The 12,209-nt window shown below is 67.4% G+C and carries 11 protein-coding genes; 6 read left to right on the forward strand and 5 right to left on the reverse strand.

Annotated features, from left to right (window positions below; all coding sequences use genetic code 11):
• The first annotated feature begins 53 nt into the window (after positions 1–53).
• Entirely contained in the window at positions 54–1,556 is a 1,503-nt protein-coding gene (locus G4D83_RS43780; protein WP_163870913.1) for an arylsulfatase, read from the forward strand.
• Between the two features lie 50 nt (positions 1,557–1,606).
• Here the strand turns inward: G4D83_RS43780 and G4D83_RS43785 are convergent, their stop codons facing one another.
• Positions 1,607–2,002 (reverse strand): response regulator, encoded by a 396-nt coding sequence (locus G4D83_RS43785; protein ID WP_163870914.1) that lies wholly within the window; start codon positions 2,000–2,002, stop codon positions 1,607–1,609.
• Positions 2,003–2,220: 218 nt separating this feature from the next.
• On the opposite strand from G4D83_RS43785, the gene G4D83_RS43790 reads away from it, so the two are divergent.
• Positions 2,221–2,982, forward strand: coding sequence for an SDR family NAD(P)-dependent oxidoreductase (locus G4D83_RS43790; protein ID WP_163870915.1), 762 nt, complete (start codon positions 2,221–2,223; stop codon positions 2,980–2,982).
• Positions 2,983–3,003: 21 nt separating this feature from the next.
• Positions 3,004–3,858, forward strand: coding sequence for an orotidine-5'-phosphate decarboxylase (pyrF, locus tag G4D83_RS43795; RefSeq protein WP_163870916.1), 855 nt, complete (start codon positions 3,004–3,006; stop codon positions 3,856–3,858).
• A gap of 66 nt (positions 3,859–3,924) precedes the next feature.
• Here pyrF and G4D83_RS43800 read toward each other — a convergent pair whose 3' ends face one another.
• Together G4D83_RS43800 and G4D83_RS43805 are read right to left on the reverse strand one after the other, a co-directional pair.
• On the reverse strand, positions 3,925–6,495 hold the full coding sequence (locus G4D83_RS43800; protein ID WP_163870917.1) for a penicillin-binding protein 1A: 2,571 nt from the start codon (positions 6,493–6,495) through the stop codon (positions 3,925–3,927).
• Positions 6,496–6,527: 32 nt separating this feature from the next.
• Positions 6,528–7,484 carry an RluA family pseudouridine synthase gene (locus G4D83_RS43805; RefSeq protein ID WP_163870918.1) on the reverse strand — a complete coding sequence of 319 codons (957 nt, stop codon included), beginning with the start codon at positions 7,482–7,484 and terminating at the stop codon, positions 6,528–6,530.
• A 44-nt stretch (positions 7,485–7,528) separates the two neighbouring features.
• On the opposite strand from G4D83_RS43805, the gene G4D83_RS43810 reads away from it, so the two are divergent.
• Together G4D83_RS43810 and G4D83_RS43815 are read left to right on the forward strand one after the other, a co-directional pair.
• Positions 7,529–8,995: a pentapeptide repeat-containing protein gene (locus tag G4D83_RS43810; protein ID WP_176434644.1), complete on the forward strand. Its 1,467-nt coding sequence runs from the start codon at positions 7,529–7,531 to the stop codon at positions 8,993–8,995.
• A gap of 168 nt (positions 8,996–9,163) precedes the next feature.
• Positions 9,164–9,523 carry an alpha/beta fold hydrolase gene (locus G4D83_RS43815; protein ID WP_163870920.1) on the forward strand — a complete coding sequence of 120 codons (360 nt, stop codon included), beginning with the start codon at positions 9,164–9,166 and terminating at the stop codon, positions 9,521–9,523.
• Here the strand turns inward: G4D83_RS43815 and G4D83_RS43820 are convergent.
• Together G4D83_RS43820 and G4D83_RS45740 are read right to left on the reverse strand one after the other, a co-directional pair.
• Positions 9,516–10,064, reverse strand: coding sequence for a hypothetical protein (locus G4D83_RS43820; RefSeq protein WP_163870921.1), 549 nt, complete (start codon positions 10,062–10,064; stop codon positions 9,516–9,518). The genes G4D83_RS43815 and G4D83_RS43820 overlap by 8 nt on opposite strands.
• 128 nt (positions 10,065–10,192) lie before the next feature.
• On the reverse strand, positions 10,193–10,963 hold the full coding sequence (locus G4D83_RS45740; RefSeq protein ID WP_205522857.1) for a hypothetical protein: 771 nt from the start codon (positions 10,961–10,963) through the stop codon (positions 10,193–10,195).
• Positions 10,964–11,952: 989 nt separating this feature from the next.
• Between G4D83_RS45740 and G4D83_RS45745 the strand changes: the two genes are divergently transcribed.
• Positions 11,953–12,209: hypothetical protein (locus tag G4D83_RS45745; RefSeq protein WP_205522858.1), on the forward strand; the 257-nt coding region annotated here is incomplete at its 3' end.

The raw sequence follows: 12,209 nt of genomic DNA on the forward strand, positions 1-12,209 counted from the left end.
TCCCCCGAGGGCGTCACGCTCACTCCTATTCCACATTCACGTCGGGGGACTCGATGGCGACCCAGAAGAAGAAGGAAGCGAAGAAGCAACCCAACATCATCGTCATCTTCGGTGACGACATCGGCTACTGGAACGTCAGTGCCTACAACCTCGGGGTGATGGGCTATCGCACGCCGAACATCGACCGGCTGGCGAAGGAAGGCGCGCTGCTCACCGACTACTACGCGCAGCAGAGCTGCACGGCGGGGCGCGCGGCCTTCATCACCGGCCAGTGTCCGTTCCGCACCGGCCTCACCAAGGTCGGCATGCCGGGCGCCAAGGTCGGCCTCCAGCCCGAGGACCCGACCATCGCGGACCTCCTCAAGGCCCAGGGCTACCGGACCGCGCAGTTCGGCAAGAACCACCTGGGAGACCGCGACGAGTACCTGCCCACCGTCCACGGCTTCGACGAGTTCTTCGGCAACCTCTACCACCTCAACGCGGAGGAGGAGCCCGAGAACCCGGACTACCCCAAGGACCCGGCCTTCAGGAAGCGCTTCGGTCCGCGCGGCGTGCTGCGCTGCAAGTCGGACGGCAAGGGCGGACAGAAGGTGGAGGACACCGGCCCGCTGACGAAGAAGCGGATGGAGACGGTGGACGAGGAGTTCCTCTCCTCCGCCATGGACTATCTGGAGGACGCGAAGAAGTCCTCCCAGCCGTTCTTCATGTGGTTCAACACCACGCGCATGCACGTGCACACGCACCTGAAGCCGGAGTCGCGGGGCAAGACGGGGCTCGGCCTCTACCCGGACGGCATGGTGGAGCATGACGGCATGGTCGGGGAGCTCCTCGACAAGCTCGACTCGCTGGGGCTGTCGGAGGACACCATCGTCGTCTACACCACGGACAACGGGGCGATGACGTGCATGTGGCCCGACGGCGGCATGACGCCCTTCCGCGGCGAGAAGGACACCAACTGGGAGGGCGCATTCCGCGCGCCATGCGTCGTGCGCTGGCCCGGCGTGATTCAGCCCGGCACGCAAATCAACGAGCTGTTCTCGTCCGAGGACTGGCTGCCCACGTTCCTCGCGGCGGCGGGCGACCCGGACATCGTGGACAAGCTCAAGAGCGGCCACGAGGCCAACGACAAGACCTTCAAGGTCCACCTGGATGGCTACGACCAGACGGAGCTGTTGTCCAGCAAGGGGCCCTCGGCGCGCACGGAGTTCTTCTACTTCGGCGACGACGGGGAGCTGGTCGCCGTGCGCCACGGGCGCATGAAGCTCGTCTTCGCGGAACAGAACGCCAAGGGCATCGAGGCCTGGGGCGAGCCCTTCACCATCCGCCGCGCCCCGCTCGCGTTCGACCTGCGCGCCGACCCGCTGGAGCGCTCGCAGGACGCCGTCGGCTACCAGACCTGGCTCATCGACCACGCCTTCTACTTCGTGCCGGCGCAGCAGGCCGTGGCCCGGTTCCTCTCGAGCTTCCGCGAGTTCCCGCCGCGCCAGCGTCCGTCGAGCTTCTCGGTGGACCAGGTGGTCGCCAAGCTGGAGAGCGCGCCCTCGGGCATGCACTGAGCGCCTGAGTGGGTGGGGCCCGCGTCCTTCCAGCGGCGCGGGCCTCCGCCTCACACGGGCTGGGGCTGCTTCTCCGCGTCGAGCACGTAGCGGGAGACAGCGCCGAGCAGCTGCTCCACGTCCACGGGCTTGCGCAGGTAGTCGTCCACGCCGAGCGCGGCGACCTCGCGAGCGCTCACGCCCTGCCCGGAGATGACCACCACGGGGATGGGCGCCAGCAAGGCGTCCTCGCGCTGTCTGTCGCGGAACTCCCAGCCGTTGACGTCCGGCATCATCAAGTCCAACAGAATCACGGAGGGACGTGCGCCCCCGCGCAGCAGCTCCAGCGCCTCACGCCCGCTGTGCGCCAGCAACACGCTGTGCCCCTCCAGCTCCAACACGTCCTTGAATGCCAGGAGGATGTCGGGGTCGTCGTCGATGGCGAGCACGCAGTTCGAGGGCGTCATGTGCGCGTCCCTCCTCGTGGAGACAAGGTGCGGACGAACAGGCCCTGTGCCATCGGCCGGCCGCCGAGCGAAGCACGCACGGAAGGGCCGGCGCGTGCATGCTCGTCAACACCCTGGCGCTCCGGACGCGGACGGACGGACGAGGCCCCGCATGGTTTTGTGTCCCAATTCCGCCGCCAACCGTGCGAGAAGCAGCGACGCAGCCAGGAGGAGACACCATGGCGGAGATGAGCTACCGGACGGCGCTGGTGACGGGCGCCTCGAGCGGCCTGGGACGAGGGTTGGCGCTGTGGCTGGCCAAGCGCGGCCTGCGCGTCTTCGCCGCCGGGCGCAGGATGCCGCAGCTCCAGGCCCTCGCCGACGAGGCCCAGGCCGCGGGCGCGACGGTGGAGCCGCTGGAGCTGGATGTCACGCGCACGGAGGCCCACCTGGAGCGCCTGCGCGAGCTCGACTCGGAGTGCGGTGGCCTGGACCTCGTCGTGGCCAACGCGGGCGTCGGCGGTGTGACGCATGGCAAGCGCCTGGAATGGGACAAGGTGCGGGCCATCATCGACACCAACGTCACCGGCGCCGCCGCCACGCTGACGGCCGTGCTGCCGCAAATGGTGGAGCGCCGCCGGGGACATGTGGTGGGCATCTCCAGCCTCGCGGCCCATCGGGGGTTGGCGGGACATGCGGCGTACTCGGCCTCGAAGGCGTTCCTCGCCACGTTCATGGAGAGCCTGCGCGTGGACCTGAGCAGCACCGGCGTGCGCGTCACCACCATCTACCCGGGCTTCGTGAAGAGCGAGATGACCGCGGACAACCACTTCCCCATGCCCTTCCTGATGGAGACGGACGCGGCGGTGGAGCTGATGGGCACGGCCATCCTGCGCGGTGAGACGGAGCTGTCCTTCCCGTGGCAACTCGCCCTGCCCTCGCGGCTGGCGAAGGTGCTGCCCAACCCTCTCTTCGACGCGGCCGCCCGCCGGCTGCGCTGACCCCGCACAGGAGCTGGAACGGTGACGACCCCTCCATCCTTCGCCCAGCGCTTCGCCCGGCTCGCCGACGAGCGCTCTCCGTTCTGCCTCGGCGTCGACCCGTCGAAGGATTTGCTCGCGCGCTGGGGACTGCCCGACACGGCGCAGGGCCTCTCGGACTTCTGTGAGCGCATCGCGGACGCGGCGGGTGACAGCGTCGCGGTGGTGAAACCGCAGAGCGCGTTCTTCGAACGCCACGGCCCCGCGGGACTCCAGACGCTCCAGGCGCTGATGAAGCGCTTCAAGGCGGCGGGCACGCTCGCGCTGCTCGACGTGAAGCGTGGGGATATCGGCTCCACCATGGACGCCTACGCGGAGACCGTCTTCGGCGTGGGTAGCGCCTACGAAGCGGACGCGGCCACCTTCTCCGCGTACCTGGGCCTGGGCGCGCTGGTGAAGACGATTGAGCGGGCGCGGGCGTCGGGCGCCTGTGCCTTCCTCGTCGTGCGTTCCTCCAACCCGGAGGGCACGTCGCTCCAGACGTCCACTGGCGGCGATGGACGTACCGTGGCGGAGGTCCTCGCGGACGGGCTGCGCGAGCTGAACGAGAAGGCGGGACCGGGTGTGCTGCCCGCGGGCGCGGTGATGGGGGCCACCCTCCCCGCGTCGGACCGGGGCGTCGTGGAGCGGCTGGGCGGCGCGCTGATGCTGACGCCTGGAATCGGCGCGCAGGGCGCGGGCTTCGACGACCTCAAGCGCCTGTTCGCCGGGCGCGAGGCGCAAATCATCCCCACCGCGACGCGCTCCGTGCTCGAAGCAGGGCCGGATGTGGCGTCACTCCGCGCGGCCATCCAGCGTCACGTGGAGCCCGCGCGCCGCTTCCGCACGGGCGCCTGAAACGACTCGGGCCCCGCGTCCTCCCGAAGGAGGCGCACGGGGCCCGGAAGTCCACGTCGGTGAGCGCTACTGCGCGCCCATCATGAACTGGTCCACGTCGACCTGGTTCTTGTCGGGCACGGCGTCCTTCGGCTCGGTGCCCTTCTTGAAGAACATCAACTCCGAGCCCTTCGCGCCGGGGCTGGCAATCTTGCCCGTCTTCTTGTCGATGTGGAGCCGCACCAGGTCCATCGACTGCCACGGGTAGAACTCCGACTGCGGCCGACCCTCCAGCGCGCGCTTCATGTAGTTGAGCCAGATGGGCAGCGCCGCGCGGCCACCCGTCTCGTACCGGCCGAGCGGATGCGGGTTCAAGTCGTAGCCCACCCACGCCACCGTCACGAGATCTCTCGTGTACGCCGCGAACCACGCATCAAAGGAGTCGTTCGTCGTGCCCGTCTTGCCGGCGGCGGGCTTGCCCAGGCGCGTGGCAGGCCCCCCCGTGCCCTGGAGCACCACGCCGCGCAACAGGTGCGTGAGGATGAAGCCGACCTCCGCGCTCATCACCTGCTCACCGGGCTCGAAGAGGCGCGCGTAGCCGGCGGCCACGCGGTCCTGCAGCGGCGCCCACGCGTCATCGAACGCGGTGTGGTCCTCCAGCGTGCGGCCGAAGCGGTCCTCCACCTTGCGCACGAAGTACGTGGGCTTCTTGCGGCCGTAGCGGTTGAACGTCGCGTAGGCGTTCGCCAGGTCCAGCGGGTACACGCACGAGGAGCCGAGCGCCGCGGAGAAGTCCATGTTCATGGGCGTGGTGATGCCCAGCTTCGTGCTCCACGCCGCCATGTTCTTCACGCCCACCGCGCCGAACGTCTTCACCGCGGGGATGTTCATCGAGTTGACGAGCGCGGTGCGCAAGAGCACGTCCCCCACGAACTCCTCGCTGTAGTTCGCCGGCTTCCACGACACCTTGTTGTCCGGGTCGTGCTCCACAATGGGCGAGTCGACGATGACGGTCGCCTCCGTCCAGTTCAGCTGCTCCAGCGCCGCCGAGTACACGAAGGGCTTGAACGAGCTGCCCGGCTGACGGCACGCCTGGAAGGCGCGGTTGAACTCGTTGTCGTCGAAGTCGTACCCGCCCACCATGGCCGTGAGGTACTGGCGGTGGGGGTCCACGGAGACGAGCGCGCTCTGCGCCTCGGGCGTCTGCTCCAGCCGGAAGAGCTTCACGCCCTCCTCGGGGATGTCCTCCGCCAACTTCTTGTCCCACTGCTCCTTGTCGTCCGTGAGGTCCTTCTTCGTCACGTGACGGACAACGACGAGGTCGCCCACGGCGATGGCCTTCTTCACCGACGAAATCATCATCGCCGGGTAGTAGCCCTCCGGGTTCACCTTGCGCGCCCAGCGCATGCCGAGCAGCGGCAGCCGCCCCGCATGCGGTCCCACCTGGACGTCCGCGCCCTTGCCGTCCGAGTCAATCTGCGTGACGGCGGCCACGTAGAGCCGGTTTTCGGCGAGCGCGTCCTTGCCCATGGACTTCTTCGCGCGGTCGATGAAGGTCTTCATCGCCTCCGGCGTGAGCTGCTGCACCGGCCCACGCCAGCCCTGGCGCTTGTCCACGGAGAGCAGCCCATCCATCACCGCGTCCTGCGCGGCGCGCTGGCGCTCGCTGTCCATGGTGGTGAAAATCTTGAGGCCGTCCTTGAGCAGCACGGGGTTGCCGTACCGGTCCACCACGTCCTTGCGCACCTGCTCCACGAAGTACGGGGCGAACTCGTGGAAGACGTCCTCCACGGGGAACACGTTCACCACTTCCGCGTTGGCCGTGTCGTGCTCGGCCTGCGAAATCATCCCTTCCACCAGCATGCGGCGCAGCACGTAGGAGCGGCGCTTGCGGGCGGCCTCCGGACGCAGGAAGGGCGAGTAGCGGCTGGGCGCCTGCGGAAGGCCGGCGATGAGCGTCATCTCCCCGAGCGTCAAATCCCGCACGTCCTTGCGGTAGTAGTTCTCCGCCGCGCTCTGCACGCCGTAGCTGTGGTGCCCGAGGAAGACGTTGTTCAGGTAGAGGTAGAGAATCTCCTCCTTGGTGAGCGACTGCTCCAACCGCAGGGCGAGGATGGCCTCGCGAATCTTGCGGGTGAGCGTCTTCGCGGTGGCGGACTTGTAGCCCTCCGCGGAGATGAGCACCGCCTTCGCCGTCTGCTGCGTCAGGGTGGAACCACCCTGGATGCCGCCGGAGCGCAGGCCCAGCTTCGAGCCAATCGTCTTGAAGGCCGCGCGCGAGGTGCCCAGGATGTCCACGCCGAAGTGGTCGAAGAAGCTGGAGTCCTCGCTGGCGATGAACGCCTGCACCAGCCGCTTCGGAATCCGCTCGTAGGGCACCACCTTGCGCCGCTCGTTGTAGAACTCGCCCGCGAGCACCGCGTCGTCGGTGTAGACCTCGGTGACGATGGGCGGCCAGTACTCGTCCACCTTGGGGATGGCCGGCAGCCCGTTCGAGTACACGTAGTAGATGGCCACCAGGCCCACCGCGCCCGCCGTGGCACCCGTGAGGGCCAGCCACCCACCCAGCTTCAGCAGCACCTTCCACCAGCGCCCGGGGGGAACCCCCTTCAGCACCAGCTTCGAGCGGCTTCGGTCAGTCGTCTTGGAGTCGGACATACGTGTATCGGAACCTCGCGGGCGTCACGGCCTCAGGGCAGCAATGCGGCCCGCTTGAGCACGTCTCGGAGCTCGGGGGGGATGGGGGCTTCCACGGCCACCTTCGCCCCGCCTTCAGGGTGTGGAAATTCGATGCGCTCGGCGTGCAGGAACAACCTCTTGAGCCCCCAGCGCGCCTGCACGTCGCGGTTGAAGGCGAAGTCACCGTATTTCTTGTCCCCGACCACCGGGTGGCCAATGGAGGCCAGGTGCCTTCTTATCTGATGGGTGCGCCCGGTCTCGATGGAGCAGGACAGGAGCGCCACCTCGCCCGACTGCTTGACGACCTTCCAGCGGGTGAGGGCCTCCTGCATGTTGACCCCGCGCCGGGCCTTGGATTCGGCCGTCTGCTGGTGCTCGGACAGGGGCAGGTCGATGACCCCGGACTCCTTGGGCATCTTCCCCTTCACCAGGGTGACGTAGCGCTTCTTGGAGAGCCCGTGGGTGAAGACCTCCGTGAAGTGCACCATCGCCGGGCGCCGTTTGGCGACCAGGATGACGCCGGAGGTCTCCCGGTCCAGGCGGTGGGCGGGTGACGCCGTGAAGTCGTTCCGGACGGCCTTGGGTCCCAGATAGGCGCGCACATAGTCCACCAGCGTGCCGCCGGTGATGCCGCTTCCGGTATGGACGGCCATCCCGCTGGGCTTGTCCACGGCCATCAACCAGTCGTCCTCTCTCAGAATGACCAGCCGGCTGGGGTCCACCGGCGGGGGTGGACGGTCCACTTTCGGACGGTCCTCTCCCCTGAGCGTCTGCTCGTCTCCACGGATGGTGAGCACGTCTCCGTCCGCGAGCAACTGCTCGGGCTGGGCACGTTTCCCGTTCACCCGCACCTTCTTGGTGCGAATCATCTTGAACAGGTGACTCACGGGGACAGTGGGGAGCCGTTTGCGCAGGAGCTTGTCCAGGCGCATCCCGGCGGTGTCGGTCTCGATTCGGTACTCGATCATTTGTGCTGGCGCGCGGACCAGACCATACGAATAATCCCCGGTCCATGCCGAAAGCCCTCAGTATCGAGAAGCTCCTCCAGAACGGGTCGGCCGAGTGGAACCGACTGCGCAAGGCCGGTCAGGTCCCGTCCGAGCACACTGGAGCCACCTTCACGCAACTTTTCTCCGCCAACGCGGACTTGTCGGGCCTCGGGCTCGTCGGCTCCGAGTGGGAGCGGTGCGATCTGTCGAAAATCAACTTCCGGGACACGGACCTGTCGAACGCCTATTTCCACGGCGGGCGGCTCCAGGACTGTGACTTCCGGGGGGCCAACCTCGAAGGGGCCACCTTCGAGAAGCTGAAGCTGCTCCGCTGTGACTTCACGGGCGCCAAGGGTCTGGACGACGTGGAGATGGACGATGTGGACATGGACCGGGTGGTGGGTCTGGACGGAGAGGAAGCACCTCCTCCGCCTCCGCCTCCGGCCCAGGGCATCACCGCGTTCACCCGCGAACAGCGGGAGAAGGCGCTGGGCGTGCAGGCCGCGGCGCTCATGATGGGAGAGCCGTCCGAGGAGCTGCCGCCGTTCAAGCCGCAGGACCCGCCCGGCTCGCTCTTCTTCCGGGGCCTGAAGCGGATGGCGATGCCGCCGTTGTGGGTGTTGGACGTGCCGGGCTTGAGGCCGCTGGTGCCGCAGCGGATGCCTCCGGGCAGCTCGCTGGAGACGCTCTACCGCGAGGCGGTGAAGACGCGGTTGGAGAACAAGAAGCCGTCTGCGGACCCCGGCGTGGTGGAGAAGGCGCAGAAGGCGCTGCGGATGGGTGCCAAGGACGCGGCCGTGTCGGCCATGTACCTGCGCGAAGTGGGTGTGTTGCCGCTGTTCCGCTTCTCCGCGGCGCAGGTGTTGAAGGCCGCGCTGCGGGAAGAAGTGGACGTGGATGACCTGACGGGGTCCATCGACCCTCGGACGACGGGCGCGCTGTTGGAGTTGCGGCTGACGCACGAGGTGGTGGAGCACCTGCAGGAGGCTCGGCGGCGGCTGGCGGCGACGCAGCTGTACACGTCGCTGTTGGAGGCGGGCTTCAACCCGGACAACAACTGGGACGAGGCGCTGGAGTCGAGCGAGGCGGCGCTGGAGCTGGCGCACCTGGCCACGGGCGACAACCGCGACGCGCTGTTCGAGGGCTTCCAGGTCTTCTCGGCGCTGCCCGAGGAGGCGCGGTTGCGCCGGCTGGCGTACCTGGCGGAGTCGGTGTCCAACCTGGAGCTGGTCAGCCGGCTGCCGGAGGGGATGGAGCCGGCGTGGCTGCACGGGCCGGAGACGCGCGAGTGCCACGAGCGGGAGATGACCTACGTCCAGTCGCTGAAGGCGGAGGAGATTCCCACGAAGGTGGCGGCGCTGGCGAAGGCGGAGCTCGGCGTTCCCGAGGGTTCGGTGCCCGAGGAGAGCGACGGGGATTTGTTCATCCACCTGCGCTGTGACGTGTGTGGCAAGGAGAAGCTCATCGTTCAATCGCCCGACGCGGAGTGACGGCGAGTTGAGTGGTGGGGCCCGCGGGGCCGCTGGAGTCCTCTTGGGGACTCGGCGGCCCCGTGGTGTTTCTGGGGGACGCGCTGGCCTGTCTGGATGGGGAGCGGACGAGCGGAGCGTGTGCTCACGAGGCCCTGGGGATGACCAGGTTCCGACGGAGACACGGGCTTGTCTCCGAGCTGGTCTCGCGGGTGGCGTCGGGACTCGTCCAGTTCGGGAGGTCCGAGCATACGCAAGGAGCACTGGGTCGACCTGCTCGCGGATCAGCGCACAACGCTGGCGTGGATGCCTCGGTTCCAGGCGTATCTGCGTGAGTGCCAGCCGCCGACGTTGATTGTGTGGGGACCGCACGACGGGTACATGCCCGAGGAGTCGGCGCGGGCGTACTTGCCGGATGCGGAGCTCCATCTGCTCGACGCGGGGCACTGGGCTCTGGAGACGCACCTGGATGAAAACGCGTTCCTCATGCGGCGCTTCCTTCAGCGCGTGCATGCGTCACGGACAGAGGGCGCGGCCTACGTCACATGATGCGTCGGCGGGCTTCGAGGACTTGGAGTGCCCAGGTACGGGCCTCAGGGCCAGCCTGGGGGAAGTCGAAGCGACCTTCCTCGATGAGCTGGACGAGGCGCTCGTCGCGCGCGACCAGGTGTGGAACCTTCCAGGGAAAGCTGAGCGCCGCTGAACCACGCTCCGCGTAGTCCTCGTGAGCAACGAGCGCTTCCAGGTAGCTCGCGTACAGGTCGAAGAAGCGGTCCACGTTCGAGGCGAGCGGCATGACGACCGGCCCGTCGAGTTCGTAGGTGTCCACTTCAACGACGGGCTGACATCCTCGCGCGTCCGCCAGGCCGGGAACCGTGGCGAAGTAATAGGCAAGGTTGGCTTCTCCACCGAAAACGCAGACCGTCAAGTCCAAGCGCTTCTGCCAACTCTCGCGCCACCACTGGTTCTTCTCGTCGAGCTGGTTCTCGTCGTCATTGACGCGGAGGAGATAGGCGTCATCCGCGAACCTCGCGCTGCCCGACCTCGAATAGAAGGCCGCCAACATCGGGTCCAGGGGATGCCCACCCACGCCCTCCCCTCCCCTGAGAGGACGCTGGGCGGGAGCGGTCAGGCGCATCTCCAGGGACTCCCGCTTGCAAACGGAAACCAATCGGTCGAACCCAGGCAGTATCGGCTGCTCCATCGTCGAACTCCTGCTCAGTTCACCTTCGGGAAACGCGACTTCAACGCCTCAAGCGCCGCCTGCTCGGCCCGCTCGATGAAAACCTGCTCGCCTCGTGGAACTTCGACACGGTGGTACCAGGACTCGAAATGCGAGTCGATGATCCTCGTCGCGGCCTCGACTTCGTCACGCGTCGCGGTTCGCTGGGCGGTTCGGAACTTCGTCCAGAGGCGACTCACTCGCTCATGGATGAAGTCTTGGACCACGGCGAGTCGGCTCGAAGCATTGATGTCCTCCTCCGGAAACAAGTGCGCATATTCCAGGGGACGTCGGTGGTGGACCGGATAGCGATCTGAAAATGCGTCCATGGCGGGGGCCAAGTCCGGACGGGCTCTCTTGTAAGAGATTCGCGCGGCCTTCCGCAGTCCGTGCTTCTCCCCCAGTTCGAGCGGCATCGAGGCCAACTTCTCGATGCGAGCCATGAGCGCACGCAGCTCGCCCCGTTCACTGGTGGTGAGCGCTCGCTCCCCTTCGAGCTGAACCTTCGTCCACAGTCGCTCGAAAGCGCGGCCCTCGCTCTGCGGCACCCGAGACAGCATGGTCCGCAACCAACCGCTCGCAGCCTCTTTGCCCTGACGCAGCGCCTTCCGAACGATGCAGCCACCGCGAACCGCGAGGAAGCCCGCGCCCTTGATCGCGACAGCGCCCACGTACCAGAGCGCCAGTTCCTGCACGCCTCGCTGAGCCAGCCAGGTGAAGCCCTCCGCGACACCTTCTCGCCAGCGCCGCACGATGTCCTCGTGCATCGCCCGGTACTCAGCGGCGACTTCCGGCTCGAGTCCCGTCGGTGGCGCGAAGCCGACGACTCGCGCGGACTCCACCCAACCGTCACCTTCACCCCGACTGTGGGTCAGCCGGATTCCGAACCGCACCGTGCGCGGCCCGATACCATCCTGGAAGGAGCGTGTAAGCCGAACCACCTCCCGACCGACTCGTGACGCCGGGGCCTGCGGAGAACCACCTGCTCCGCTCCGAGTCACCTGGAAGTGGTGCAGCTCCCACCCGACCACGCGACCGTCCTCCTGCACCGCATCGGCCTCCAGCCAGGCCTCTCCCCCGTTGGGGACACCTATCCCTGCCAGGAGACGCGCCAGCCCCGATGGAACCTCGTCGGGCCCAGTGTCATCAGCCCACTGCACTGGCAGCGTCCTGGCCTCGGGTGGGCGCTCCGCTTGGCGATGGAACGAATAGTCCACCGACCACTGCCTCTCTTCCCGGCGCAGCGACAAGACCACCTGCCCCGTGCGCTCCAGACCGTAGCCAGCGAGCACCTCTCGCAGCGCGTCCCGAATATCCGCTGCTCCGACCGGACCTCCTCGATGCCCCACACGCTCCCGAGCCTCGTAGCCAGTCCAGGTCAGCGCACCTCGCTCCGACCAGAACGTCAGCGTCAGGTGCGCCCCTACCGAGTCGATGTCGCGAACAGTCGCGCCTATTTGCTCGACGACCCGGACGACCTCTGCCTCGGCGGCCCGCAACATTTCGGACTCATCCTGAGTCGGGACCGCGCCTCGCCCCAGCCAGACATTGCCACCCGAACCTTCGGAGGTCGTCGCACAGCCCGCCACCACGAGCAGGATGGACAGCACCATCAACCAGCCCATCGGGACAGCGGAAACATTGCGCCGCCCAACACCGCCGGCAGGACTCTCGTTGGTATGCTCACTGCCCCCGCGACATCGCATGACAGGCAGACGTAACACGCGCACCCTCGCCATTGGCTTCCGGGAACTTCATGGCCTCCATCTTCGACATGCTGCGACTCGTCGAGAAATACCCCCAGGCCTTTCTCATCGACTCGGAGAAGGAGCGGGAACTGCAGTTGCGTACCCTCGAAGCAGTCATCATCGGCTACTCGTCAGCGAGTAAGCGTTCACGGGGTGGTGCACGCCTGAGGGGCCAGTTGGGCTGCGAACGGTGGGCCTCACCCCGCTCGACGTGGACCGAGGACGGATTAGAAATACAGGGACGTGGCCACGCCCGACCCGAGAG

Source organism: Myxococcus eversor (assembly GCF_010894455.1).
Classification (GTDB): Bacteria; Myxococcota; Myxococcia; order Myxococcales; family Myxococcaceae; genus Myxococcus; species Myxococcus eversor.